General features: G+C 75.6%; 25 protein-coding genes. 21 read left to right on the top strand and 4 right to left on the bottom strand.

The window, feature by feature from the left end; all coding sequences use genetic code 11:
• Positions 1 to 60 precede the first annotated feature (60 nt).
• From G339_RS0109055 to aroQ, 10 genes are all read left to right on the top strand, one after another.
• The gene (locus tag G339_RS0109055) at positions 61 to 2,958 is read left to right on the top strand and encodes a Na+/H+ antiporter subunit A (protein ID WP_019630750.1); all 2,898 of its coding nucleotides are present in this window, start codon (positions 61 to 63) and stop codon (positions 2,956 to 2,958) included.
• Positions 2,955 to 3,512, top strand: coding sequence for a Na(+)/H(+) antiporter subunit C (locus G339_RS0109050; protein ID WP_019630749.1), 558 nt, complete (start codon positions 2,955 to 2,957; stop codon positions 3,510 to 3,512). Before G339_RS0109055 ends, G339_RS0109050 begins: the two co-directional genes overlap by 4 nt.
• Positions 3,509 to 5,098: a Na+/H+ antiporter subunit D gene (locus G339_RS0109045; protein ID WP_019630748.1), complete on the top strand. Its 1,590-nt coding sequence runs from the start codon at positions 3,509 to 3,511 to the stop codon at positions 5,096 to 5,098. Before G339_RS0109050 ends, G339_RS0109045 begins: the two co-directional genes overlap by 4 nt.
• Positions 5,098 to 5,658: a Na+/H+ antiporter subunit E gene (locus G339_RS0109040; RefSeq protein ID WP_019630747.1), complete on the top strand. Its 561-nt coding sequence runs from the start codon at positions 5,098 to 5,100 to the stop codon at positions 5,656 to 5,658. Before G339_RS0109045 ends, G339_RS0109040 begins: the two co-directional genes overlap by 1 nt.
• Positions 5,655 to 5,933 carry a monovalent cation/H+ antiporter complex subunit F gene (locus tag G339_RS33090; RefSeq protein ID WP_019630746.1) on the top strand — a complete coding sequence of 93 codons (279 nt, stop codon included), beginning with the start codon at positions 5,655 to 5,657 and terminating at the stop codon, positions 5,931 to 5,933. The genes G339_RS0109040 and G339_RS33090 overlap by 4 nt, the downstream gene beginning before the upstream one ends.
• Positions 5,930 to 6,301, top strand: a complete 372-nt coding sequence (gene mnhG / locus G339_RS0109030) for a monovalent cation/H(+) antiporter subunit G (RefSeq protein ID WP_019630745.1) — start codon at positions 5,930 to 5,932, stop codon at positions 6,299 to 6,301. The genes G339_RS33090 and mnhG overlap by 4 nt, the downstream gene beginning before the upstream one ends.
• Positions 6,302 to 6,373: 72 nt before the next feature.
• The gene (gene aroC / locus G339_RS0109025) at positions 6,374 to 7,552 is read left to right on the top strand and encodes a chorismate synthase (protein ID WP_019630744.1); all 1,179 of its coding nucleotides are present in this window, start codon (positions 6,374 to 6,376) and stop codon (positions 7,550 to 7,552) included.
• Between the two features lie 11 nt (positions 7,553 to 7,563).
• A complete protein-coding gene (locus tag G339_RS0109020) occupies positions 7,564 to 8,079 on the top strand; it encodes a shikimate kinase (RefSeq protein ID WP_026341279.1) in 516 nt (171 codons plus the stop codon).
• Positions 8,076 to 9,152 (top strand): 3-dehydroquinate synthase, encoded by a 1,077-nt coding sequence (gene aroB / locus G339_RS0109015; RefSeq protein ID WP_019630742.1) that lies wholly within the window; start codon positions 8,076 to 8,078, stop codon positions 9,150 to 9,152. The genes G339_RS0109020 and aroB overlap by 4 nt, the downstream gene beginning before the upstream one ends.
• Positions 9,149 to 9,613, top strand: coding sequence for a type II 3-dehydroquinate dehydratase (aroQ, locus tag G339_RS0109010; RefSeq protein ID WP_019630741.1), 465 nt, complete (start codon positions 9,149 to 9,151; stop codon positions 9,611 to 9,613). Before aroB ends, aroQ begins: the two co-directional genes overlap by 4 nt.
• Positions 9,614 to 9,626: 13 nt before the next feature.
• Here the strand turns inward: aroQ and G339_RS0109005 are convergent, their stop codons facing one another.
• The gene (locus tag G339_RS0109005; RefSeq protein WP_019630740.1) at positions 9,627 to 10,196 is read right to left on the bottom strand and encodes a TetR/AcrR family transcriptional regulator; all 570 of its coding nucleotides are present in this window, start codon (positions 10,194 to 10,196) and stop codon (positions 9,627 to 9,629) included.
• A 124-nt stretch (positions 10,197 to 10,320) separates the two neighbouring features.
• On the opposite strand from G339_RS0109005, the gene G339_RS0109000 reads away from it, so the two are divergent.
• The 8 genes from G339_RS0109000 (at position 10,321) to G339_RS0108965 (ending at position 17,035) form a co-directional block, all read left to right on the top strand.
• Positions 10,321 to 10,992, top strand: a complete 672-nt coding sequence (locus G339_RS0109000; RefSeq protein WP_019630739.1) for an enoyl-CoA hydratase-related protein — start codon at positions 10,321 to 10,323, stop codon at positions 10,990 to 10,992.
• A gap of 50 nt (positions 10,993 to 11,042) precedes the next feature.
• On the top strand, positions 11,043 to 12,089 hold the full coding sequence (locus G339_RS0108995; RefSeq protein WP_019630738.1) for an LLM class F420-dependent oxidoreductase: 1,047 nt from the start codon (positions 11,043 to 11,045) through the stop codon (positions 12,087 to 12,089).
• Between the two features lie 71 nt (positions 12,090 to 12,160).
• Complete coding sequence (locus G339_RS0108990) at positions 12,161 to 13,240, top strand: M24 family metallopeptidase (protein ID WP_019630737.1); 1,080 nt, start codon at positions 12,161 to 12,163, stop codon at positions 13,238 to 13,240.
• 36 nt (positions 13,241 to 13,276) lie between these two features.
• Positions 13,277 to 13,834 (top strand): elongation factor P, encoded by a 558-nt coding sequence (gene efp / locus G339_RS0108985; protein WP_019630736.1) that lies wholly within the window; start codon positions 13,277 to 13,279, stop codon positions 13,832 to 13,834.
• Between the two features lie 67 nt (positions 13,835 to 13,901).
• Positions 13,902 to 14,318: a transcription antitermination factor NusB gene (nusB, locus tag G339_RS0108980; RefSeq protein WP_019630735.1), complete on the top strand. Its 417-nt coding sequence runs from the start codon at positions 13,902 to 13,904 to the stop codon at positions 14,316 to 14,318.
• 24 nt (positions 14,319 to 14,342) lie between these two features.
• Complete coding sequence (locus G339_RS0108975) at positions 14,343 to 15,134, top strand: methyltransferase domain-containing protein (RefSeq protein ID WP_019630734.1); 792 nt, start codon at positions 14,343 to 14,345, stop codon at positions 15,132 to 15,134.
• A complete protein-coding gene (locus G339_RS0108970; protein ID WP_019630733.1) occupies positions 15,131 to 16,483 on the top strand; it encodes a DNA polymerase IV in 1,353 nt (450 codons plus the stop codon). Before G339_RS0108975 ends, G339_RS0108970 begins: the two co-directional genes overlap by 4 nt.
• A gap of 159 nt (positions 16,484 to 16,642) precedes the next feature.
• Complete coding sequence (locus G339_RS0108965; RefSeq protein ID WP_084693180.1) at positions 16,643 to 17,035, top strand: DUF3040 domain-containing protein; 393 nt, start codon at positions 16,643 to 16,645, stop codon at positions 17,033 to 17,035.
• A gap of 163 nt (positions 17,036 to 17,198) precedes the next feature.
• Here G339_RS0108965 and G339_RS33085 read toward each other — a convergent pair whose 3' ends face one another.
• From G339_RS33085 to G339_RS0108950, 3 genes are read right to left on the bottom strand one after another with little or no spacing between them, the layout of a single operon-like run.
• A complete protein-coding gene (locus tag G339_RS33085) occupies positions 17,199 to 19,658 on the bottom strand; it encodes a transglutaminase TgpA family protein (protein WP_033322717.1) in 2,460 nt (819 codons plus the stop codon).
• Positions 19,655 to 20,908 (bottom strand): DUF58 domain-containing protein, encoded by a 1,254-nt coding sequence (locus G339_RS0108955; protein WP_019630731.1) that lies wholly within the window; start codon positions 20,906 to 20,908, stop codon positions 19,655 to 19,657. Before G339_RS0108955 ends, G339_RS33085 begins: the two co-directional genes overlap by 4 nt.
• A 10-nt stretch (positions 20,909 to 20,918) precedes the next feature.
• Positions 20,919 to 21,926, bottom strand: a complete 1,008-nt coding sequence (locus tag G339_RS0108950) for an AAA family ATPase (protein WP_019630730.1) — start codon at positions 21,924 to 21,926, stop codon at positions 20,919 to 20,921.
• A 394-nt stretch (positions 21,927 to 22,320) separates the two neighbouring features.
• Here G339_RS0108950 and mraZ point away from each other — a divergent pair, with 394 nt between their 5' ends.
• The 3 genes from mraZ to ftsL all read left to right on the top strand — a co-directional run bounded on the left by mraZ (position 22,321) and on the right by ftsL (position 24,660).
• Positions 22,321 to 22,752, top strand: coding sequence for a division/cell wall cluster transcriptional repressor MraZ (mraZ, locus tag G339_RS0108945; protein ID WP_019630729.1), 432 nt, complete (start codon positions 22,321 to 22,323; stop codon positions 22,750 to 22,752).
• Positions 22,753 to 23,002: 250 nt separating this feature from the next.
• Positions 23,003 to 24,019 carry a 16S rRNA (cytosine(1402)-N(4))-methyltransferase RsmH gene (gene rsmH / locus G339_RS0108940; RefSeq protein ID WP_033322607.1) on the top strand — a complete coding sequence of 339 codons (1,017 nt, stop codon included), beginning with the start codon at positions 23,003 to 23,005 and terminating at the stop codon, positions 24,017 to 24,019.
• Entirely contained in the window at positions 24,016 to 24,660 is a 645-nt protein-coding gene (gene ftsL / locus G339_RS0108935; protein ID WP_019630727.1) for a cell division protein FtsL, read from the top strand. The genes rsmH and ftsL overlap by 4 nt, the downstream gene beginning before the upstream one ends.
• Positions 24,661 to 24,677: the final 17 nt, after the last annotated feature.

Genomic DNA, 24,677 nt, shown 5'->3' with positions numbered 1-24,677 from the left:
CCGCCGGTCGCGCGGAGCCTAGGGTGACTCTCCGTCGGACAGTCTTCACTCTGGGGCGTCATGCTGGTCTTGCTCGCGGTACACTGCGCGGCCGCCGTGGCGGCGCCCGCGCTCGTCCGGTGGCGGGGCCGCGACGCGTTCTGGGCGCTGGCGCTGGTGCCCGCCGCCGCGGCGGTGTGGGCGGTCGCGCCGTGGGCGGGCGGCGGGGCGCCGCGCTCGGCCGTCCTGTCCTGGATTCCGGGCCTGGACCTGGAGCTGGCGCTGCGGGCCGACGCGCTCGCCTGGATGATGGTCCTGATCACCGGCGGGGTCGGGGCGCTGATCGTCGCGTACTGCGCGCGCTACTTCGACGCGGGCGAGCGGGGCCTGCCCGCGTTCGCCGGGAACCTGATCGCGTTCGCCGCCGCGATGCTCGGCCTCGTCCTGGCCGACGACCTGATCCTGCTGTACGTCTTCTGGGAGCTGACGACCGTCTTCTCCTACCTGCTGGTCGGCTTCCACGCCGAGAAGCGGGCCGCGCGGGCCGCCGCGACGCAGGCGCTCGTCATCACGACGTTCGGCGGCCTGGCGATGCTCGCCGGGCTGCTGATGCTCGGCCACGAGGCCGGGACGACGCGCCTCTCGCGGATCGTCGCGCACCCGCCGCACGGCGGCCTGGTGCCCGCCGCGCTGGTCCTGATCCTGGTCGGCGCGCTGTCGAAGTCCGCGATCTGGCCGTTCGGGCTGTGGCTGCCCGGCGCGATGGCCGCGCCGACGCCGGTCAGCGCGTTCCTGCACGCGGCCGCGATGGTCAAGGCGGGCGTGTACCTGATCGTCCGGCTCGGCCCCGCGTTCGGCGCCGAGACCGTGTGGCGGCCCGTCGTCCTCGCGGTCGGCGGCGCGACGATGGTCCTGGCGGGCTGGCGGGCGCTGCGCGAGACCGACCTGAAGCTGCTGCTCGCCTACGGGACCGTCAGCCAGCTCGGGTTCATGACGACGCTCGCGGGCGCGGGCGGCCGGACCGCCGCGCTCGCCGCCGTCACCGTCCTGCTCGCGCACGCGCTGTTCAAGGCCGCGCTGTTCATGGCCGTCGGGATCATCGACCGCACCACCGGCACCCGCGACCTGCGGGAGCTGAGCGGGCTCGGCCGCGCCGCGCCCGCCCTCGCCGCGATAGCGACGCTGGCCGCCGCGTCGATGGCGGGCGTCCCGGCGACGCTCGGCTTCGCCGGGAAGGAGGCCGGGTACGAGGCGTTCGCCGAGGGCGACCCGGCGCTGCTGGCCGTGCTCGTCGCCGGATCGGGGCTCACCGCCGCGTACAGCCTGCGGGCGCTGTGGGGCGCGTTCGCGCGCAAGGACGGCGTCCCGGACGTGGAGACGCGCCACCGCGCCGGGCCCGGCCTGCTCGTGCCGCCCGCCGTCCTGGCCGGGCTCGGCCTCGCCGCCGGGCTGCTCGCCGAGGCGCTCGACGCGCCCCTCGGCCGCGAGGTCGCGGACTATCCCGGCCCCGCCGGGTACCACCTGTCGGCATGGCACGGGTTCGGGGTGCCGCTGTTCCTGACCGTCGTCTCGCTCGGCCTCGGCGTGGGGCTGTTCCTCGTGCGCCGCCCGCTCGCCGAGATCCACCGCCGGACGGTCGTGTTCGACCCGGCCGCGGTCTACCGCTCGATCATGGACGCGCTCAACGACACCGCCGTCCAGATCACCGGGGCCGTCCAGCGCGGGTCGCTGCCCGGGTACCTGCTCGTCATCGTGCTCACCGCGACCGGCGTCGGCGCGGCCGCCGCCGGGTTCTCCCGGCCGTGGGAGGAGCCCGACGGCTGGCGGCTGTGGGACGGGCCCGCGCAGGGCGCCGTCGCCGTGCTCACCGTCGCCGTCGCCGTCGCGGCCGTCGCCGCGCGCAACCGGGGCGAGACCGTCGTGCTGGCGAGCGCGTCCGGGTACGGCGTCGCGATGCTGTTCGTCCTGGAGGCCGCCCCCGACCTCGCCCTCACCCAGTTCCTCATGGAGACGGCGAGCCTCATCGTGTTCGTGCTCGTCCTGCGGTCGCTGCCCGTCGCGTTCACCCCGACCCGGCCGCCGGGCCGGCGCGCGGTCCACATCGCCGTCGCCGTCCTGGCCGGGTGCGTCGTCGCCGCCGGGACGCTGCTGGCCGGGCGGGCGCGCGTCGCGGAGCCTATCTCGGCCGCCTACCCGGCCGCCGCCGCGCAGGCCGGGGCCAAGAACATCGTCGCGGGCACCATCGTGGACCTGCGCGCCTGGGACACGCTGGGGGAGAGCACCGTCATCGCGCTCGCCGCGCTCGGCGTCACCAGCCTGGTCTACGCGCGCCGCCGCCCCGGCTACCGGCCGCGCCCGCCGCAGGGCAGCGAGACCGACGTGTGGGCGGTCGAGGGCATGCACGCCGTCGACCGGTTCGAGAGCTTCGAGACCGAGGCCGAGGACCGGCGCGAGGGCCGCTGGCTGGCGGCGGGCGGCACGCTCGCGGCCGAGCGGCGGTCGCTGCTGTTCGAGGTCGTCGCCCGGCTGATCTTCCACACCGTGCTGCTGGTGTCGCTGTTCCTGCTGTTCGGCGCGCACAGCTCGCCCGGCGGCGGGTTCGCGGGCGGCATCGTCGCGGGGCTCGCGCTCGTCGTCCGGTACCTGGCGGGCGGGCCGTACGAGCTGGCGGCGGCCGTCCCGGTCAACGTCGGGCTCATCCTCGGCATCGGCCTGATCTGCACGACCGCCACCGCGTTCGGCGGGCTGGTGTGGGGCGGGCACGCGCTGCAGAGCGCGGCGCTCGACGGGCACCTGCCGGTGTTCGGGCACGTCCACTTCTCGACGTCGCTGGTGTTCGACATCGGCGTGTACCTCATCGTCCTCGGCCTGGTCCTGGACATCCTCACCTCGCTCGGCGCGGAGGCCGACCGGGAGGCCGCCATCGAGGCCCGCCGCGGCACCGGCCTCGGCGAGTACCGCCGGGAGGGGACGGCGTGAGCCCGTCCATCACGCTCGCCGCGACCGGCGGCGCGCTGTTCGCCTGCGGGCTCCTGCTGATGATGGAGCGCAGCCTCACCCGGCTCGTCATCGGCATCCTGCTCGCCGGGAACGGCGCGAACGTGCTGATCCTGTCCACCGGCGGGCACGCCGGAAAGGCCCCGATCCGGGGCGGCCACACCCGCGCGCCGTTCAGCGACCCGCTCCCGCAGGCGATGATCCTCACCTCGATCGTCATCTCGCTCGCGTCCGCCGCGTTCGTGTTCGCCATCGCCTACCGCAGCGGGCGGCTCACCGGCGACGACGAGGTCCGCGACGACATCGAGGACCGGCGCGTCACCCGCGGCGACCAGGAGCTGCGCACCCAGATCCGCGAGCAGCGCCGCGAGTTCCGCGCCTGGTCGCGCGCGCAGCGGCGGCACATCCGGCGGGCCCGCGCCGACCTGCGCGCGGGCATCCGCGAGGAGCGCCGCCGCCGGGCCGTCGACGACCCGGCCCGCATCGACGACTACCCCGAGGACCCGGCCGCGCGCGGGGGCGGGGGCGCGCGGTGAACGCCCTGCTGCCGATGCCGGTCCTGCTGCCGATGCTGGCCGCCGCCGTCAAGATCGTCCTCGGGCCGCGCCACCCGGTGATGCAGCGCGGCATCAGCCTGGCCGTGCTCGGCGCGGTCCTCGGCATCGGCGTGGCGCTGCTCGTCGAGGCCGACCGGCACGGCCCGCACGCCACCCAGCTCGGCGGCTGGCGCGCGCCGGTCGGCATCACGCTCGTCGCGGACCGGCTGTCGGGGACGATGCTCGTCGTGTCCGCCGCCGTGACGCTGGGCGTGATGGTCTACGCCATCGCGCAGGACATCACCGACGACGAGCCGGTCACCCCGCTGTCGGTGTTCCACCCGACGTTCCTCCTGCTGGTCGCGGGCGTCGCGGACAGCTTCCTCGCGGGCGACCTGTTCAACCTGTTCGTCGGGTTCGAGATCATGCTGATGGCGAGCTTCGTGCTGATCACGCTGGGCGGGACGTCGGCGCGCATCCGGTCCGGGACGACGTACATCATCGTCGCGCTGCTGTCGTCGCTGCTGTTCCTCATCGCCATCGCCGTCCTGTACGCCGCGACCGGCACGATGAACCTGGCGCAGCTCGCCGAGCGCGTCCGGGAGCTGCCGGAGGGCGTCGCGCGCCTCGCCGAGCTGATGCTGCTCACCGCGTTCGGCGTCAAGGCGGCCGTGTTCCCGCTGTCGATGTGGCTGCCCGACTCATACCCGACCGCGCCCGCGCCCGTCACCGCCGTGTTCGCCGGGCTCCTCACCAAGATCGGGATCTACGGCGTCATCCGCACCGAGACGCTGCTGTTCCCCGGCCACGCGCTGCGCGAGCCGCTGCTGGCCGTCGCGCTCGCGAGCATGCTCGTCGGCGTGCTCGGCGCGATGGTGCAGGTGGACATCAAACGGCTGCTGTCGTTCACGCTGGTCAGCCACATCGGCTACATGATCTTCGGGACGGCGATGGGCACCCGCGCGGCCGTCGCCGCGACGATCTTCTACGTCGTCCACCACATCACGGTCCAGACGACGCTGTTCCTCATCGCCGGGCTCATCGAGCGGCGCGGCGGCAGCACGTCCCTGGAACGGCTCGGCGGCCTCGCCCGCACCGCGCCGCTCGTCGGCGTGCTGTTCTTCGTCGCCGCGATGAACCTCGGCGGCATCCCGCCGCTGCCGGGGTTCCTCGGCAAGCTCGCGCTGATCCGCGCGGCCGTCGCGCAGGGCGGCCCGCTGGTGTACGCGCTCGTCGCCGGGTCGCTGGTGACCAGCCTGCTCACGCTGTACGCGCTCGTGAAGGTCTGGAACCAGGCGTTCTGGCGCACGCCGCACGCGCTCGCGGGGCGGCGCGTCGTCAGCGACGTCCGCGCCGACGCGGGCGCCGACGCGCCGGGCCTGCTGGACGAGGAGGAACCGCACGTGGTCACCGCCGGGCTGCCGCCCGCCATGATCGGCGCGTCCGTCGCGCTCGTCGCGCTCGGCGTCGGCTACACGGTCTTCGGCGGGCCGCTCGTCGCGCTCACCGACCGGGCCGCCGACGAGCTGGCGGTCCCCGCCCACTACACCGACGCCGTCCGCCCCGAACCGCTGGGAGGCCACTGATGTCCCGGCCGCCGTTCACGCTCCGCATCGGCTCGCGCTCGATCCAGTTCCCCCTGGTCGCGTGGCTCACCGTGATCTGGGTGCTGCTCTGGGACCGCCCGACGCCCGGCGGCGTCGTCGCGGGGCTGGTGCTGGCCGTGCTGCTCGTCCTGGTCTTCCCGTTCCCGCCGATGGACCCCGGCCTGCGGTTCCGGCCGGTCGGGATCGCGCGGTTCGTCGCGCGGTTCGGCTTCGACCTGCTCCGCAGCGTCGGGCCGCTCGCCTGGCAGACGGTCGGGACGGGCCGCCCCGGCCGGGTCAACTCGGTGCTGGAGGTGCGGCTGCGCAGCCACTCCGACCTGGTCACCGCGCTCACGTCCATCGCGCTGTCCGCGACGCCCGGGACGGTCATCGTGGACATCCGGCGCACCCCGGCCACGCTGTTCATCCACGCGCTCGGCGTCGCCGACGACGAGGCCGTCGCGCTGGTCCGCCGGGACGTCCTGGCGGTCGAGGCGCGGGTCGTCCGGGCGTTCGGCACCCGCGAGGACCAGCGGGCGATCGGCGGGGGGCGGCCGTGACCGTCGTGCTCACGATCGTCTGGGCGCTGCTCGTCGCGGCGGCGCTGCTCACGCTGCTCCGGCTCGTCCACGGGCCGTCGATGCTGGACCGGGCCGTCGCGCTCGACGTGCTCGTCGCCGTCATGATGGCCGGGCTCGGCGTGGGGATGATCTCGGCGGGCGAGCACTGGGAGCTGGTGACGATGCTCGTCCTGTCGCTCGTCGGCTTCACCGGCTCCACGGGCATCGCCCGGTTCATGATCTACCGCGACCAGGATGTGGAGGGCGACCGGTGAGCACCATCGGGACCGTGGTCATCGCGGTGTTCCTGCTGGCGGGCGCGCTCGCCGCGCTCAGCGCCGGACTCGGCATGGTGCTGCTGCCGGACCTGGCGTCGCGGATGCACGCCGCCACGAAACCGCAGGCGATCGGGATCGTGCTGATCCTCGTCGCGGTCGCCGTCAAGTTCCCCTCGCCGGGCGTGCTGACGACGATCGTGCTGATCGTGCTGCTCCAGCTCACGACCGTCCCGGTCGCGGCGCAGCTCGTCGGCCGCGCGGCGTACCGCAGCGGGCAGGTCCGCTCGGACCACCTGTACCTGGACGAGCTGGAGGTCGCGCTGCGGGCCGCGGACGCCGGCGCCGCCCCGCCCGACGAGGACTAGCCCGGAACGTCCCGTTTCTCACGGTGTGGACAGGTGCCCGGGGACGCCCCGCGACTCAATAGGATCTAGGGCATGCTGCGCTGGTTGACCGCGGGGGAGTCGCATGGCCCGGCCCTCACCGCCATCGTGGAGGGCCTTCCGGCCGGCGTGCGCGTGACCTCCGGCGACATCGCCGAGGAACTGCGCCGCCGCCGCCTCGGACACGGGCGGGGCGCCCGGATGAAGTTCGAGCAGGACCGGGTGACGATCCTCGGCGGCGTCCGGCACGGCGTCACGCTCGGCGGCCCCGTCGCGATCCAGGTCGGCAACACCGAGTGGCCCAAGTGGGAGACGGTGATGTCCGCCGACCCGGTGGACGCCGACGTGCTCGCGGCCCAGGCCCGCAACGCGCCGCTCACCCAGCCGCGCCCCGGCCATGCCGACCTCGTCGGCATGCAGAAGTACGGCTTCGCCGACGCGCGGCCCGTGCTGGAGCGCGCCAGCGCCCGCGAGACCGCCGCGCGCGTCGCGCTCGGCACCGTCGCCAAGGCGTTCCTGGACCAGGTGCTCGGCGTCCGCGTCCTCAGCCACGTCGTCGCGCTCGGCGAGATCGAGGCCCCCGCGGGCGTCCTGCCCGGCCCGGACGACCTCGCGCTGGTGGACGAGAGCCCGGTCCGCTGCGCCGACCCCGACGCCGCCGCCGCGATGATCGCGCACGTGGACGAGCTGAAGAGGGCGGGCGACACCGTCGGCGGCGTCGTCGAGGTCGTCGCCTACGGCCTCCCGCCGGGCCTCGGCAGCCACGTCCACTGGGACCGGCGGCTCGACGCGCGCCTCGCCGGAATCCTCATGGGCATCCAGGCCATCAAGGGCGTCGAGGTCGGCGACGGGTTCACCACCGCGCGCCGCCCCGGCTCCCGCGCCCACGACGAGATCGACGCCACCCCGGACGGCGTCCGCCGCCGCACCAACCGGGCGGGCGGCGTCGAGGGCGGCATGACCACCGGCGAGCCGCTGCGGGTCCGCGCGGCGATGAAGCCGATCTCGACCGTCCCGCGCCGCCTCGACACGATCGACACCGCCACCGGTGAGCCCGCCAAGGCCATCAACCAGCGCAGCGACGTCACCGCGGTGCCCGCCGCGGGCGTCGTCGCGGAGGCGATGGTCGCGCTCGTCCTCGCCGACGCGGCGCTGGAGAAGTTCGGCGGCGACTCCGCCGAGGAGACCGCCCGCAACGTGCGGGGCTACCTGTCCTCGCTGACGATCAAATGAGGGGTGCGGCTGTGACGACCAGGCCCCGCGCGGTGCTGATCGGCCCGCCCGGCTCGGGCAAGTCCACCGTGGGCGCGGCGCTCGCCGCCCGGCTCGGCGTCGCGTTCCGCGACACCGACGCCGACGCCGAGGCCGCCGCCGGCAAGCCGATCGGCGAGATCTTCGTGGACGACGGCGAGGAGGCGTTCCGGGCGCTGGAGCGCGCCGCCGTCGCCGCCGCGCTGTCCGGCCACGACGGCGTGCTGGCGCTCGGCGGCGGGGCGGTCCTCGCCGCCGAGACGCAGGAGCTGCTGGCGGGCCACACGGTCGTGTACCTCAGCGTCGAGCTGGGCGAGGCCGTCAAGCGCGTCGGGCTCGACGGGGCGCGGCCGCTGCTGGTGCTGAACCCGCGCAGCCGGCTCCGCAAGCTGCTGGAGGAGCGGCTGCCGGTGTACGAGCGGCTGGGGACGCTGCGCGTCGCGACGGACGGCCGCGAACCGGCGGACATCGCCGCCGAGATCGCCGCGGCGATCGGGGAGACGGCGTGACCGCCGCGCGCGTCCACGTCGGCGGCGCCGACCCCTACGACGTCCTCATCGGCACCGGTCTGGCGGGGGAGCTGCCCGCGCTGATCGGGGACCGGGCGCGCGTCGTCGCGCTGGTCTTCCCCGCGCCGCTGACGGGCCTGGCCGACCCGGTCCGCGCGGCGCTCGCCGGAACCGGGTACACCGTCCGCGAGCTGCCCGTCCCGGACGGCGAGGCCGCCAAGTCCTCCAGCGTCCTGTTCATGCTGTGGCAGGAGTTCGCGGCCGCCGGGATGACGCGCACCGACGTCGTCGTCGCCGTGGGCGGCGGCGCGACCACCGACCTGGCGGGCTTCGCCGCCGCGTCGTGGCTGCGCGGCGTGCGCGCGGTCCTGCTGCCCACCACGCTGCTCGGCATGGTGGACGCGGCGGTCGGCGGCAAGACCGGCATCAACATCCCGGCGGGCAAGAACCTCGTCGGCGCGTTCCACCCGCCCGCGGGCGTCCTGTGCGACCTGGCGGCGCTCGGCACGCTGGACCGCGCGGACTACGTCAGCGGCCTCGCCGAGGTGGTCAAGGCGGGGTTCATCGCGGACCCGGCCATCCTCGACCTGGTCGAGAAGGACCCCGAGGGCGCCGCCCGCCCGGACGGCCCGCACACCCGCGAACTCGTCGAGCGCGCGGTGCGGGTCAAGGCCGACGTCGTCTCCGCCGATCTCAAGGAGAGCGGCCTGCGGGAGATCCTGAACTACGGCCACACCCTCGCGCACGCCATCGAGAAGGCCGAGGACTACCGCTTCCGGCACGGCGACGCCGTCGCGATCGGCATGGTGTACGCCGCCGAGCTGGCCGTGCTCGCGGGCCGCCTCGACCCGGCCGTCGCCGAACGGCACCGCGCGGTGCTGCGCTCGGTCGGCCTGCCCACGTCCTACTCCGGCGCGGAGTGGCCCGAGCTGCGCGCCGCGATGTCCATCGACAAGAAGTCGCGCGGCGCGACCCTGCGCTTCGTGGTCCTCGACGGCGTGGCCGAGCCCGGCCGCCTGGAGGCCCCCGACGAGGAGACGCTGCGCGCCGCCTACGGAAGGGTCGCCCGGTGACCGCCGACGCCAGCCCCCGCCGCGTCCTGGTCCTCAACGGACCGAACCTGCGCCGCCTCGGCGTCCGCGAGCCCGACGTGTACGGCTCCGCGACGTTCGAGGACCTCGCGGCGCTCTGCCGCGACACCGCCCGCCGCCTCGACCTGCACGCCGAGGTCCGGCAGACCGACGACGAGGCCGAGCTGGTCCGCTGGGTCCACGAGGCCGCCGACGAGCGGCTGCCGGTCGTGCTGAACCCGGCCGCGTTCACGCACTACTCGTACGCGCTGCGCGACGCGCTCGCCCAGCGCACCGCCCCGCTCGTCGAGGTCCACATCTCCAACCCGGCGGCCCGCGAGGAGTTCCGCCACACCTCGGTCGTCGCGGGCGTCGCGACCGGCACGATCGCCGGGTTCGGCCTGACGTCCTACGTGCTGGCGCTCCAGGCCATCGCCGAGCAGCTCGCGGAGAACGCGGGCTGACGCCGCGCGGCGGTCACCCGGCCGCCGCCGTGACCAGGGTCTTCAGCTCGCGGACGACGTCGTCCAGCGGGTCCACCGAGCGGTGCGCGCGGCACAGGATCGTCGCGCCCTCGACCGACGCCACGATGAGCCGCGCCAGCCGGGCCGCGCGGTCGTCGGGCACGCCCGCGTTGGCCAGGCCCGTGGCCAGGGTGTCCGCCCAGCGGTCGAACGCGCGCGCGGCCGCCGCCGCGAGCTGCGGGGCCTCGTCGTGCGACTCGACGGTCACCGCCGCGACCGGGCAGCCCGCCCGGAACTCGCTCTTCACCAGCACCTGCCGCCACCAGCCGGTGAACGCGTCCACCGCCGTCGCCGCGTCGCGGCCCTCGACGGCCGCCTCGATGCCCGCGTTCAGGAACTCCCCGGCGTAGCGCACGGCGTCCTCGGCGAGCTGCACCTTGCCGCCGGGGAAGTGGTGGTAGATCGAGCCGCGCGGCGCGCCGCTGTGCGCGATGACGTCCCGGAACCCGGTGCCCGAGTACCCGCGCTCGCGGAAGAGGTAGGCGGCGCTGCGCACCATGCGTTCCCGGCTGTCGGTCCCCATGCACCGATTATGACATTCATCATAAGCGTTGTGGGTTGACCATGACGGACGTCATAGTCACGCTGGGTTATGACGGACGTCATACAGGTAGGGTTCGGTCGGGACCAGACGAAGGAGACCGCAGATGATCGACCTCCAGCGCGACGGCGACGTGTTCGTGCTGCGCTTCGACGCCGGGGAGAACCGCTTCCACCCCGACTTCCTCGCGGCCGCGCACACCGCCCTCGACGAGGTGGAGAAGGCGGACGCCCCGCGCGCGCTCGTCACGACGGGCACCGGCAAGTTCTACTCCAACGGCCTCGACCTGGAATGGCTCCAGGCCAACGGCGGGAAGTTCGAGGAGTACCTGCACTCGGTCCACGTGCTGTTCGCGCGGCTGCTGGAACTGCCCGTGCCGACCGTCGCGGCGGTGAACGGGCACGCGTTCGCGGCCGGGGCGATGCTCGTCCTGACCCACGACGTCGCGGTGATGCGCGACGACCGGGGCTACTTCTGCCTGCCCGAGGTCGATCTCGGCATGACGTTCACGCCCGGCATGAACGCGCTGCTGCGGGCGCGGCTGAGCGCGCCGGTCGCGCACGAGGCGATGGTGACGGGCCGCCGCTACACCTCCGCCGACGCGGTGGCGGCGCGGATCGTCGCGCGCGCGGCGGCGGAGGCGGACGTCGTCCCGGCGGCGGTCGAGGCGGCGGCCGGGCTGGCGGGCAAGGACGGCTCAGTCGTCGCGAAGATCCGGCGGGACCTGTACCGGGAAGTTCTGGCGGCCCTCCGCGGCCCGGCCCTGCCGCCGCGGTAAGCGTAGAGTTACAACTGAAATCCGATTCGGTTTCAAGGAGAGGATGCCGGATGCGCATCGGGATGGCACTCAACTACGCGGGCGGCTTCAAGGAGACCGTCGCCGAGCTGGCCGACTACGAGAAGGCCGGGCTGGACGTCGTCTACGTCGCCGAGGCGTACAGCTTCGACGCGGTGAGCCAGCTCGGCTACATCGCCGCCAAGACCGAGCGGCTGGAGATCGCCTCCGGCATCCTGCCGATCTACTCGCGGACGCCGACGCTGCTGGCGATGACCGCCGCCGGGCTGGACTACGTCTCCGAGGGGCGCTTCACGCTCGGCATCGGCGCGTCCGGCCCGCAGGTCATCGAGGGCTTCCACGGCGTCCCCTACACCGCGCCGCTCGGCCGCACCCGCGAGGTCATCGAGATCTGCCGCAAGGTCTGGCGGCGCGAGCGGCTGGAGCACGACGGCCGCTTCTACCAGATGCCGCTGCCCGCCGACCAGGGCACGGGCCTCGGCAAGCCGCTGAAGATCATCAACCGGCCGGTGCGCGCCGACATCCCCGTCCTGGTCGCCGCGATCGGGCCGAAGAACGTCGAGCTGACCGCCGAGATCGCCAACGGCTGGGAGCCGATCTTCTACCTGCCCGAGAAGGCCCGGGAGGTCTGGGGCGAGTCGCTGGCGGCGGGGAAGGCCAGGCGCGACCCAGCGCTCGGCGACCTGGACGTCGTCGGCCAGGCCGCGCTCGCCATCGGCGACGACGTGCAGGGCTACCTGGAGTTCGGCCGCCCGATGGCCGCCCTCTACATCGGCGGCATGGGCGCGAAGGGCAAGAACTTCTACAACAACCTCTGCCGCCGCTACGGCTGGGAGAAGGAGGCCGAGGAGATCCAGGACCTCTACCTCGCCGGGAAGAAGGACGAGGCCGCCGCGAAGGTCCCGTACGAGCTGCTGGAGAAGATGTCGCTCATCGGCTCCGAGGGGCACGTCCGCGAGCGGCTGGCGGCGATGAAGGAGTCCGGCATCACGACCCTCAACGTCACCCCGGTCGCGGGCGACCACAAGGGCCGCATCGCCCTGATCGAGAAGGTCAAGGAGATGGCGGCGGAGGTCTGACGCCGTGCGCGGCCCGGTCCGGCGCGGGCCGGGCCGCGACGGCTCCGACGCCGTGAACTAGAGTCCCGATCATGGGGGATGAACACGCCGTCCGGCGGACGGACCTGGCCCGGCTCGTCGCCGACCGCGACGCCGACGCGCTGCTGGTCACCCGGCTGGTCAACGTCCGCTACCTCACCGGGCTCGACAGCTCCAACGCGGCGCTGCTCGTGCGCGCGGACGGCCCGCCCGTCCTGGCCACCGACGCCCGGTACGCGGGCACGGCCGCCGAGGTCTGCCCCGACGTCGAGCTGGTCGTGGACCGCAAGGCCGCCGAGGCCCTGCTCGGCCGCGCCGCCGGCGGCGGCGCGCGCCGCGTCGGGTTCGAGCCGCACGCGCTGACCGTCGAGCGGCACGCCGACCTGGCCGCGCTCGACGTCGGCGCGGAGTTCGCGCCGCTCGGCCGCCCGGTCGAGGAGCTGCGCTACGTCAAGGACGAGGGCGAGATCGCGCTGATCGCGGAGGCGTGCGCGATCACCGACCGCGCGTTCGAGGCGATCCTGCCGTCGATCCGGCCCGGCGCGACCGAGCGGGAGATCGCCGTCGCCCTCGAACGCCTGATGATCGACTTCGGCGCGGACGACATCGCGTTCGCCTCGATCGTCGCGTCCGGCCCGAACGGCGCGGTCCCGCACCACCACCCCGGCGCGCGGCCCGTCGAGTCCGGCGACCTGGTCACCCTCGACTTCGGCGCCCGCTACCGGGGCTACAACGCCGACATGACGCGCACCGTCGCCGTCGGGACGCCCGCCGACTGGCAGCGCGACGTGTACGACCTGGTCCTGTCCGCCCAGCTCGCCGCCGTCGAGGCCGCCGTCCCCGGAGCCGAGACCAAGGCCGTCGACGCGGCCGCCCGCGACGTCGTGACCGCCGCCGGGCACGGCGGCGACTTCACCCACGGCGTCGGCCACGGCATCGGCCTGGAGGTCCACGAGGCTCCGCTCATGGGCTACGACGGGACCGGTAAGCTCAGGGACCGAGTTCCGGTCACCGCCGAGCCGGGCGTGTACCTGGCCGGCCGGGGCGGCGTCCGCATCGAGGACACGCTCGTGGCCCGCGAGGGCGGCCCGGAACGGCTCACCAGGACCACCAAGGAACTGCTCGTGCTCTGACGTTCGGGCGGCTCCTCGACGAGGAGAACGACGCTAGTGGCGACCACCAACGACCTGAAGAACGGCATGACGCTGAACATGGAGGGTCAGCTCTGGACCGTCCTCGAGTTCCAGCACGTCAAGCCCGGCAAGGGCGGCGCGTTCGTCCGGACCAAGCTGAAGAACGTGCTCTCCGGCAAGGTGGTCGACAAGACCTTCAACGCCGGGACGAAGGTCGAGGTGGCGAGCGTCGACAAGCGGGACATGCAGTACCTCTACCGCGAGGGCGAGGACTTCGTGTTCATGGACACCGAGACCTACGACCAGCCGCACATCCCGGCCGGGGTCGTCGGCGACGCCGCGAACTACCTGCTGCCCGAGCAGACGGCGGTCATCGCGTTCAACAACGAGAACCCGCTGTACGTCGAGCTGCCCGCCGCCGTCGTGCTGGAGATCACCGAGACCGAGCCCGGCCTGCAGGGCGACCGCTCCACCGGCGGCAGCAAGCCCGCCACGCTGGAGACCGGCGCGCAGATCCAGGTGCCGCTGTTCATCACGACCGGCGAGAAGGTCAAGGTCGACACCCGGTCCGGCGAATACCTCGGCCGCGGCTGATGCCGCGTCCGACGACCCCGCCGGTCTTCGGACCGGCGCTGCCCCCCGCGCGTCCGGGCCGGTCGCGGTGAGCGCCCGGTCCAAGGCGCGCCGCCTCGCGCTGGACATCCTGTTCGCCGCCGAGATCCGCGAGGAGCGCCCCACCGACGTCCTCGCGCAGCGCGGGCGCCCCAACACCGGCGAGATCGCCGAGTTCGAGCACTCGGTGCGGATCGTCGAGGGCGTGCAGGAGCACGGCGAGCGCATCGACGAGCTGATCGCCACGTACGCGACCGGCTGGACGCTGGAGCGGATGCCCGCCGTCGACCGCAACATCCTGCGGATGGGCGCGTTCGAACTGCTGTGGCTCGACGACGTCCCCGACGGCGTCGCGGTGAGCGAGGCGGTCGCGCTCGCCACCGACCTGTCCACCGACGAGTCCCCCCGGTTCGTCAACGGGCTGCTGTCGCGGCTCCAGCGGCTCAAGCCGTCGATCAGCCTGTGACGCGGCACGACTAGGGTGAGGCGGATGGCGGACGAGACGAACGGGGCGGGGACCGCCGCCCGGCAGGCCCGGCGGGCGCAGCTCGGCGGGCGCGGCGGCGGCCGGGCGCGCGGCGCCGTCCTGTGGGACGCGCTGCGCACCGTGCTGGCCCGCGTCGCGCCGGACGGCCCCTGCGACGTCGTGGACGTCGGCGGCGGCACCGGCGGGTTCGCGGTGCCGCTCGCCGAGCTCGGCCACCGGGTCACCGTCGTGGACGCCAACCCCGACGCGCTCGCCGCGCTGGAGCGCCGCGCCGCCGAGGCGGGCGTCGTCGTCCGCGCGGTGCAGGGCGACGCGGTCGACCTGCCCGCGCTGCGCGGCGCGGACGCCGCCGACCTGGTCCTGTGCCACAACGTGCTGGAGTACGTCGAGGACCCGGCCGCCGCGATGGCCGCGCTGGCGGCGGCGCTGCGGCCCGGCGGCGCGCTCAGCGTCCTGGCCGCCGGACGGCTCGGCGCGGTGCTGCACCGCGCGCTCGGCGGCGGCTTCGCCGACGCGGCGCACGCGCTGGCCGACCCGGCGGGCCGGTTCGGCGAGCAGGACCGGGTGCCGCGCCGCTTCACCCGCGAGTCGCTGGGCGAGCTGGTCGCGGGCGCGGGGCTGGACTGCGCCGCGCTGCACGGCGTCCGGATCTTCACCGACCTCGTGCCGGGCGCGCTGACGGACGGCGACGCCGAGGCCGCGGCGGCGCTGCGCGAGCTGGAGGCGGTCGCGGCCGTCCATCCCGTCCTGCGGGACCTGGCCGCGCAACTGCACCTCGTCGCCGACCGGCCGTGAGCCGCAAGCAGCAGCTCCACCGGCCGGGGCCGCCGCCGGGACCGCCCGCCGACGACACCGGCTGCGCGATCCTGCACGTGGACATGGACGCGTTCTTCGTGAGCGTGGAGCTGCTGGAGCGCCCCGAGCTGCGCGGCCGCCCGGTCGTGGTCGGCGGGACGGGCGCGCGCGGCGTGGTCGCGGCCGCGTCGTACGAGGCCCGCGCGTTCGGCGTCCACTCGGCCATGCCGATGTCGCGCGCCCGGCGGCTCGCCCCGCACGCCGTCGTCCTCCCGGGCCGCCACGACCGGTACCGCGCGGTGTCGGCGGCGGTGTTCGAGCTGTTCCACGCGGTGACGCCGCTGGTGGAGGGTCTGTCGCTGGACGAGGCGTTCCTGGACGTGTCCGGCGCGCTGCGGCGGCTCGGCCGGCCCGCCGAGATCGCGGCGCGCATCCGCGCGGCCGTCGCCGAGCAGCAGGGAATCACCTGCTCGGTGGGGGTGGCGAGCACGAAGTTCGTCGCCAAGCTCGCCTCGACGCGCTGCAAGCCGGACGGGATGCTCGTCGTCCCCGCGGACGGCGTCCTGGACTTCCTGCACCCGCTGCCCGCCGCCGCGCTGTGGGGCGTGGGGGAGCGGACCGAGCGGACGCTCGACCGGCTCGGCCTGCGCACGGTCGGCCAGATCGCGCGGACGCCGCTCGCGACGCTCCAGCGGGAGCTGGGCGGCGCGCTGGGCCGCCACCTGCACGAACTGGCGTGGGGCCGCGACCCGCGCCCGGTCGTCCCCGAGGCGCGGGACAAGAGCGTCGGGGCCGAGGAGACGTTCGACACCGACGTGGACGACCCGGCCGTCATCCGCCGCGAGCTGCTGCGGCTGTCCGAGCGGGTCGGCGCGCGGTTGCGGGACGGCGGGCACGAGGGCCGCACGGTCAGCGTGAAGCTGCGCCGCGCGGACTTCTCGACGGTCACGCGGTCCCGGACGCTCCGTGAGCCGACCGATCTGGCCCGTGTGATCTATACCACAGCGTGTGAACTGTACGAGGCGTCCGGTCTTGAGCGGGTACGTCTTCGGCTGATCGGCGTCCGGGTCGAGAACCTGGCACCCGCCGGGACGGCCCCCCGCCAGCTCGCGCTCGACGACATCGGCGACGGCCCGCCCGAGAGCGCGGGCGGCGGGACGGGCGGCGCGGCGTCCGTCGACGACTGGCGCGCGGCCGAGCGCGCCGTGGACCAGGTCGCGCACCGGTTCGGCCGGGGCGCGCTGCGGCCCGCCGCGCTGGTCCGCCCGGCCGCGTCCGGCGGTCCGCGCGGCGCGTCGGACGGCGGTCCGCGCGAACCGAACGGGAGCGACGGGAAGAGAAGGGGATGAAGGGAACGACCAGTGAGGAGGGTGAGATGACCGGCACAGGGGCCGCGGTCGGCCGTTGGCTTTCGTGTGCTCGCCCGGGCTCGTATTCTGGGCATATCACCGTTGAGGTCCTCGTCCCGCACCGGATACGCCGCCGCGGGGCCGTCGATGGGAGGCGCCGTGCCGCTCTCTGATCATGAGCAGCGCATGCTCGAGCAGATCGAGCAGGCGTTGTACGCGGAAGATCCGAAGTTCGCGCAGGCCGTCCGGAACCGCGACCCGCGGGTCCACTACCGTCGCCGGATCGGCAAGGCCGCGCTCGGTTTCGTCGTCGGCGTCTGCGCGCTGATGGCCGGCCTCATCGTCAACGCCGGGGCGGTGACCATCGTCGTCAGCGTCGCCGGGTTCCTGCTGATGGTGGCCTGCTGCGTCTGGGCGCTGACGAGCTGGAAGAAGATGAACGGCGGCGCCCCCGCGCCCGCCGGGCCGCAGGTCCGCCGCAGGCGCGCCCGCGCCGGTTTCATGGAGCGCATGGAGGAGCGGTGGCGGCGGCGCGGCGACGAGCAGCGCTGAACCCGTCCTGACCCTTCGCTGAAACGTTTCCGGTCCCGGCGTCCGCCGGGGCCCGCGCGCCGGGCCGCCTCTCCCGGTGCGCGCCCCCTCAACGGTCCCGTCACGCCTCGGGGCGTCCCCTACCTCGGGGACGCCCCGAGGCGTTCGGCGTTCCGGGCCCGGTTCAGCGGCGGGCGACCCGCCGCAGCGCGTCGCCCGCCGCGCGCGACAGGTCCGTCGCCCCGGCCGTCGCGCCGTCCAGCGCCGCGCGCGTCCCGCGCCCCGCCGACTCCAGCGCCGACGGCGGCAGCACCCGCGCCCGCCACCGCGTCCGGCGCGGCACCGCCGCCGCGAACGCCGCCCGGACCGTCCGCACGTCGGCGCGCAGCGCGCCGCGCGGCACCCGCGCCCCCGACCGCGCGTAGCGCGCCAGCTCCTCGGCCATCGCGATCCGCCCCAGCGCCTCCCGCGCCGGGCGCTCCAGCTCCAGCGTCTCGGTGAGCCGCCGGGCCGTCGCGCGCGGCGACTCGTTCGCCCGGAACGGCAGCCCGTGGTCGCGCGCGTCCGACCGCAGCTCCCGCCACGCGGCGTGCGCGGCGTCGGCCGGGCCGGTCCCGCGCGGCGGCCCGCCGCCGGGCGCGCGCAGGCGGCGGCGCGGTTCGGACGGCGGCTCGGCCGCCGCCCACCGGCGGCGGCGGGTCAGCGCCCGCACCGCCATCGGCGCGCCCAGCAGCACCAGCAGCCCGGCGACGAGACCGGCGACGAGCGCCGCCCAGCCCGCCGGGAAGCCCGTCCCGCCGTCCCCGGCCGCCGCGCCCGTGTCGTCCAGTCGCTCGTCGCGGTGCGCCGGGGCGTGCGACGGCGCGCGGGACGGCTCGTCGCGCGCCTCGCGCGGGTCGGTCCGGTTCCGCGACGTGCCGGTGTCGTCCGGCGACGTCGGGTCGGTGTCGGCCGTGTAGATCGGCGGGACGGCGGTGCCCTGCCCCGCCGCGCCCGCCGGGGTCGGCTCGAACCGCACCCAGCCCGCGCCCTGGAAGTACAGCTCCGGCCACGCGTGCGCGTCCTTGGACCGGACGGTCCACACCCCGTTCGACAGCGTCCCCGGCGTGTACCCCATCGCGACCCGCGCCGGGATGCCCAGCAGCCGCGCCATCAGCGCCATCGACGCCGCGAACTGCTCGCAGTACCCGTGCCGGGACCGCAGCAGGAACGCCGTCAGGTCGCCGCCGTGCTGCGGCGCGGGCGCCGACAGGTCGTAGGTGAAGCCGCCCTCCGCGGTGAACCACCGCTGCAGCAGCACCGCCTGCTCGTACGCGCTGTTCGCCCGCGCGGTGATCTTCTCGGCGAGCTGCCGGATCGCCGCCGGGACGCTGCGCGGGTACGCGGTGAACCGCCGGACGATGTCGGCCGGGTACGACCCGCCCGCCGACAGGTCCGCCGCCGTGGGCTCCGCGCGCAGGCTGTCCACCGTGTACGTCCGGCCGCCCGCCGAGTCCCGCAGCGAGTAGACCATCAGCGACTCGGCGTGGACGCGCCAGTCGCCGTCCACCGACAGCCGCGCCGGGGCGTACGGGACGGGCAGGAACGTCATCCGCCGCACCTCCGGCCGCACCGTCACGCGCGTCCGGACGGTCCGCGTCGGGGCCAGCGTCAGGCCGGGCGGCGCGGGCAGCGGGCCGCCGGTCACCCGGTCGCGCGGCGTGCTGCGCAGCGGGTCGTAGGTCCAGCGGTCGCCGTCGAAGCGGTCCAGCGCGTACAGCCGCAGGTAGTCGGGCTCGGCGTCGTTCGTGCGGTAGGTGAGGACGACCGAGTCGTCCGGGCGGGTCAGCTCGCGCTTCAGGCTGACCAGCGGGTCCGGCGTCGTGACCGTCCGGGAGCCGCCCCCGCCGTCGTCGCCGCCCAGCATCCCGTTCGGGTGCAGGCCCGGCACGGCCAGCGGCACCAGGACGGCCAGCGCGACCGCCGCCGCGCCGATCCGCCGCCCGCTCGCGGCCAGCGCGCCCGGCTGGACGCGCTCACCGTCCGCCGCGTCCGCCGCGCCCGCGTCCCGCCGCGCCGCCGGGACCGCCCGGCCCCAGCCGCCGACCTGCTCGCGCGCGTCGGCGGTCAGCAGCATCAGGAAGCCGAGCGCGCCCGCGCCGAACGCCAGCCAGCTCACGCTCTCCTCGCGGACGGCGGCGGGCACGCTATACATCGCCAGCAGCGGCAGACCCGCGAGCGCGGCGCGCCGCAGCCGGACCGCCAGCGCGTCCACCAGCACCGCGACCAGCCCGACGCCCGCCGCGACCAGCATCAGAATCCCCGGCACCAGCGGGACCGGGGCCGCGTACCGGTTCACCGCGTCCCAGCCCGACCCGGCGAGCGACACCAGGTGCGCCACCGAACCCGGCGTCGGAATGATCCACAGCAGCGCCCGGCCGTGCGCGAACACCGCCGTCAGGTACAGCAGCAGCGCCAGCAGCCCGCCCGCCGCGTCCAGCGGCGCGCCCCGGCCCAGCCGCCGCGCCGCCGCCGCGCCGCCCGCCGCGCACAGCACCGCGCCCAGCGCCGCCCACACCCAGCGGCCCGTGGTGAACAGCGGGTACAGCCCGACCGACCCCGCCAGCGTCGCGACCGCCGCGACGACCGTCATCCGCAGCCTCATCCGCCGCCCTCCGCCGCCCGCCGCGCCGCCGGGACGGGCGCGCCCGTCAGCGCCGCCCACGCCGCGGGCAGGTCCGCGGCCGACCCGACCGACGCGACCCGCCAGCCCGCGGCGCGCAGCGTCCGCGCCGCGCCCGCGGCCGCGTCGCCCGCCCGGCCCACCAGCACCGCGACGTGGACCGCGCCGCCCCGCCGCGCCGCCGCGACCGCCCGCGCGTCCTCCGCGCCCAGCGCGCCGAACACCCCGACCACCACCTCGCCGTCCCGGCCCGGACCGTGCAGCGCCGCCAGCGCCGCCGCCGGGGACCGCGTCTCCGACCGGCCCACCGTCGCCAGCGCGTCCAGCAGCAGCCCCTCGAACGCCCCGTCGCCCGACGCCGAGTCCGGCAGCACCTCGCCCGCGTCGGTGACGAACCGCAGGCGCAGCCCCGACCGCGCCAGATGCGCGCCCAGCGACGCCGCGACCGACACCGCCTCCTCGAACGCCGCCGCCGCGTCCTCGCCCCAGAACGCGCGCCGCCGCGTGTCCAGCAGCAGCGTCCCCGCGCGGTGCCGCTGCCGCTCCTCGCGCCGCACCATCAGCTCGCCGCGCCGCGCCGTGGACCGCCAGTGAATGCGCCGCAGGTCGTCGCCGTGCCGGTACTCGCGCGGCGCCGCGTCGTCCTCGCCCGCCACCGCCGCCGCCCGCGCCGGCCCGTCCGACCCGCCCACCGGGCCGCCCCCGGGCTCGCCCGGCGGCAGCGGCACCACGCGCGGCGTCACGACGAGCGTGTCCGACAGGCTGAACGACCGCACCAGCTCCACCATCCCGAACGGGTCGGTCAGCCGCACCACCAGCGGACCCACCCGGTACCGCCCGCGCACGTCCGACCTGATCCGGTAGCCGAGCTGCCGGGAGCCGCGCGGCTCGATCCGGTCCAGCACGAACCGCGCGCGCCCGCCCAGCGCGTACGGCACCTGGTCCTCCACCATCAGCAGCCCGCTCGGCAGCCGCGACACGTTCTCCAGCCGCAGGTCCGCGCGCGCCTCCCGGCCCACCGGCAGCCGCGCCGGCCGCAGCCGCCGCGCGCACGCCAGCCGGTACCGCGTCCGCGACACCGCGAACGTGCAGAGCAGCGGCAGGACGAGGATGAGGACGCCCGCGCGCAGCAGGTCCCGCTCGCCGAGCACGAACGCGCACAGGATCGCGGTGGCCCCGGCGGCGACGAACGACCGTCCGCGGGTGGTCAGCCCGGCCAGCGCTCTTCTCACGTCCGGCGCGTCACTTCCCCGGCGCGGGCACGGGCAGCCGTTTCACCAGGTCGGCGACCACGTGCTCGGGGCGCCGCCGGGCCACCCGCGCTTCGGCCGTCGGCAGCAGCCGGTGCGCGAGGACGGGGACGGCGAGGTCCTGGACGTCGTCGGGCAGCACGTAGTCGCGCTCGTCCAGCGCCGCGTACGCGCGCGCCGCCCGCAGCAGGTGCAGGGTCGCGCGCGGCGACGCGCCGAGCCGCAGGTCCGGGTGGGCGCGCGTCGCGGCGACGAGGTCCACCGCGTACCGCTTCACCGACGGCGCGACGTGCGTGCCGCGCGCCACCTCGATGAGCCGGCGCACGTCCGCCGCGTCCGCGACCGGGACGAGGTCGTCCAGCGGGGACCGGCCGCCGTGGACGTCCAGCATCGCCAGCTCCGCCGCCGGGTCGGGGTACCCCATCGAGACGCGCGCGGTGAAACGGTCCCGCTGCGCCTCGGGCAGGGGATAGGTCCCCTCCATCTCCACCGGGTTCTGCGTCGCGACGACCATGAACGGCGGCTCCAGCCGGTACGTCGTGCCGTCGACGGTGACCTGCCGCTCCTCCATGCACTCCAGCAGTGCCGACTGCGTCTTCGGGGACGCGCGGTTGATCTCGTCGCCGACGACGATGTTGGCGAACACCGGGCCGGGCTTGAACTCGAACTCGCGCAGCTCCTGGTCGTAGGCGCTGACGCCGGTGATGTCGCTCGGCAGCAGGTCGGGCGTGAACTGGACGCGGCGGACCGAGCAGTCCACCGAGCGCGCGAGCGCCTTGGCCAGCAGCGTCTTGCCGACGCCGGGCACGTCCTCGATCAGCAGGTGGCCCTCGGCGAGCAGCACGGTCAGCGCGAGCCGGACCGCGGGCGCCTTCCCCTCGACGACCGACTCGACGGCGCGCCGGATCGCGCCCGCGACCCGGACGAGGTCGCCGAGCCCCGCGGCGCCCGGCGGCCCGTCCGCCGTCGCCGGCTCGCCGTCGTGCGTCCCAACTGCCACCTGCCATCCTCCTCAGCCCGGCCGGCCGTCGCGGCGTCCGCCCCGAAAGACAGTACGTCCTCGGCGCGGCCGACGTGATGTTCCAGGGGAACGGGTGCCCATTGTGCTCTACCGGAACGTCCGGAGATGCCCGAGCGCGCTCCACCGCCCCCCACTCCGCGCCCGCGGCGCCCCGCGCGCCCCGCCGGAACGGGGGATCGGACGGCCCGCGCCGGCCGCCCCCGGCGCGGGGCCCGTCCGGCCCCCCACTCCGCACCACCCCGTCTGACCTGCGCAGACTCCGGCGATCTTGGAGCGCCGGACGGGTTTTCACGGTTGACGGTGGGGAAGAGTGGAGTACAGTGGAGCGCCGTGGGGCGCTGGAGCGACCCATGCGGTGCGGGAGGTGGGGCCGGTGTTCCTCGGCACCCACAACCCGCGCCTCGACGACAAGGGACGGCTGTTCCTGCCGGCGAAGTACCGCGAGGAGCTGTCGGGGGGATTGGTGATCACGAAGGGCCAGGAGCGCTGTCTGTACGTCTTTCCGACGGCGGAGTTCCAGCGCATCACCGAGGCTCTGCGCAACGCTCCGGTCACCGACCGCTCCGTCCGCGCCTACAGCCGCGTCTTCTTCGCCGGCGCCTCCGACGAGCTGCCCGACAAGCAGGGCCGCGTCACGATCCCCGCGCCGCTGCGCGCCTACGCGGGCCTGACCCGCGACTGCACGGTGATCGGGGCGAACACGCGCCTGGAGATCTGGGACACCGCGGCCTGGGAGGACTACCTCGCGGCCGAGGAGCCCGCCTTCGCCGACATCTCGGAGGAGGTGCTGCCAGGAATCCTGTGACCCGCGCGCCGGTCGTCGAACCGGCGCGGGCCGACGTTCGGCCAGGTCTCCAGCCGCTCTCCGAGCCCTCTGGCGCAGCTTCCCCGGCGCCAGAAGGCGCCCCCGCGCCCCGTGCGCGGACCACTTCCTCAGGGCAGCGGATGGGGACCTGGCCGGACGAGGCCGCCGGCCGCACCGGGGGCGTGTGGCGGCCGGCACGCCACGCAAATCCGCGAGCGCCGTGGCGGCGACGAGGGGGTGTGAGTTGACCGTGGGCGACCACGCAGGTGGAAGCACGGGCGAGGACGATCGGGGCACCGCCGTCCCGGACGCGTCCGGCCATGTGCCGGTCCTGCTCGACCGCGTCCTGGAACTCGCCGCGCCCGCCGTCGAGCGCGTCACCGGCCGCGCGCCGGTCCACCTCGACGCCACCCTCGGCATGGGCGGCCACGCCGAGGCGATGCTGGACGCCCACCCGAACCTGCGGCTCATCGGACTGGACCGCGACACGACCGCGCTGGAGCGCTCCGCGCGGCGGCTCGCCCGCTTCGGCGACCGCGTCGCGCTCGTCCACGCCGTCTACGACGAGATCACGGGCGTCCTCGACCGGCTCGGCGTCCCCGCCCTCGACAGCGCCCTGTTCGACCTGGGCGTCTCCTCCCCGCAGCTCGACGAGGCCGACCGCGGCTTCGCCTACTCCTACGACGCCCCCCTCGACATGCGGATGGACCGCACGCGCGGCCGCACCGCCGCCGACGTCGTCAACGACTACCCGCCCGCCGACCTCGCCCGCATCCTGCGCGAGTACGGCGAGGAGCGGTTCGCCCAGCGGATCGCCGCCGCGATCGTCCGCGAGCGCGCCAAGGCCCCGTTCGACTCGACCGCCCGCCTGGCCGACCTCGTCCGCACCGCCATCCCCGCCGCGACCCGGCGGACCGGCGGCAACCCCGCCAAGCGCACCTTCCAGGCGCTGCGGATCGAGGTCAACGGCGAACTGGAGACCTGGAGCCGGGCGCTCCCCGCCGCCCTGGACGCGCTGCCCGTCGGCGGCCGCGTCGTCGTGCTCAGCTACCACTCCCTGGAAGACCGCATCACCAAGCGGGTCCTGGCCGCCCAGGCGGCGGACACGACCCCGCCCGGCCTGCCCGTCCCGCTGCCCGAGCACCAGCCGCGTTTCCGGCTGCTCACGCGCGGGGCCGAGCTGCCGTCGGAGACGGAGACCACGACCAACCCGCGCGCGGGATCGGTGCGGTTGCGCGCCGCCGAGCGGGTCAGGGAGGCGACATGACCACGACGACACGGCCGCCCGGGGCGCGCGGCGACCGGCCGGGCCGCGCGCGGGGGCGTGCGGCGTCGCGGCCGGGCGCGCGGGGCGCGACGGGTCCGGCGAAGGGCTCGACCGCCGCCGAGGAGCCGCGCGCCGCGGCGCCCGCGGTGCGGACCCGTCCGGCGACGGGCGCGCAGCCCGCCGCGAAGCCCGCCGCCAAGAGCGCCCGGGCCGCGCGTCCGGCGCGCACGGCGAACCCGCCGCGCGCCCCGTTCGTGCTGCTCGTCGTCGCGCTGCTCGGCGGCGCGCTGGTCAGCCTGCTGCTGCTCAACACCGTCCTCGCCGAGGACGCGTTCACGCTGACGCGCCTGCAGCAGAACAACAAGATCCTCGCCCAGCAGAAGCAGGGCCTCGAGGAGGAGATCGCGCGCGAGGAGTCGCCGGAGAGCCTGGAGCGGAAGGCGAAGGACCTGCGGATGAAGCAGCCCGACACCCTCGCGTTCGTGGACGGCGAGACGGGCCGTCCGATCGGCGGGCCGATGCGCCCGGTGCCGAGCGCCGCCGCGGCGTCCGCGGGCGCGGCGGGCGTGCTCGGCATCCCCGGCGCGGTGGTGCCCGGCGACGGCGTCCCGACGGCGCCGGGCGGCACGGGCGCGCGGTGACCGGCGCGACGGGCGTC

It is taken from the genome of Actinomadura atramentaria DSM 43919 (assembly GCF_000381885.1).
Taxonomy (GTDB): domain Bacteria; phylum Actinomycetota; class Actinomycetes; order Streptosporangiales; family Streptosporangiaceae; genus Spirillospora; species Spirillospora atramentaria.
The sequence above is the reverse complement of the archived record's forward strand: the minus strand, read 5'-3'. Positions and strand labels throughout refer to the sequence as shown.

Excerpts from the sequence above, each read along its gene's own strand:
- G339_RS0109000 (WP_019630739.1), top strand. The coding sequence starts at position 10,321 with ATGATCGACCTCCAGCGCGACGGCGACGTGTTCGTGCTGCGCTTCGAC.
- G339_RS0109055 (WP_019630750.1), top strand. The coding sequence starts at position 61 with ATGCTGGTCTTGCTCGCGGTACACTGCGCGGCCGCCGTGGCGGCGCCC.
- ftsL (WP_019630727.1), top strand. The coding sequence starts at position 24,016 with ATGACCACGACGACACGGCCGCCCGGGGCGCGCGGCGACCGGCCGGGC.
- G339_RS0108990 (WP_019630737.1), top strand. The coding sequence starts at position 12,161 with ATGGGGGATGAACACGCCGTCCGGCGGACGGACCTGGCCCGGCTCGTC.
- aroC (WP_019630744.1), top strand. The coding sequence starts at position 6,374 with ATGCTGCGCTGGTTGACCGCGGGGGAGTCGCATGGCCCGGCCCTCACC.
- G339_RS0108975 (WP_019630734.1), top strand. The coding sequence starts at position 14,343 with ATGGCGGACGAGACGAACGGGGCGGGGACCGCCGCCCGGCAGGCCCGG.
- G339_RS0109040 (WP_019630747.1), top strand. The coding sequence starts at position 5,098 with ATGTCCCGGCCGCCGTTCACGCTCCGCATCGGCTCGCGCTCGATCCAG.
- G339_RS33085 (WP_033322717.1), bottom strand. The coding sequence starts at position 19,658 with ATGAGGCTGCGGATGACGGTCGTCGCGGCGGTCGCGACGCTGGCGGGG.
- G339_RS0108995 (WP_019630738.1), top strand. The coding sequence starts at position 11,043 with ATGCGCATCGGGATGGCACTCAACTACGCGGGCGGCTTCAAGGAGACC.
- G339_RS0109005 (WP_019630740.1), bottom strand. The coding sequence starts at position 10,196 with ATGGGGACCGACAGCCGGGAACGCATGGTGCGCAGCGCCGCCTACCTC.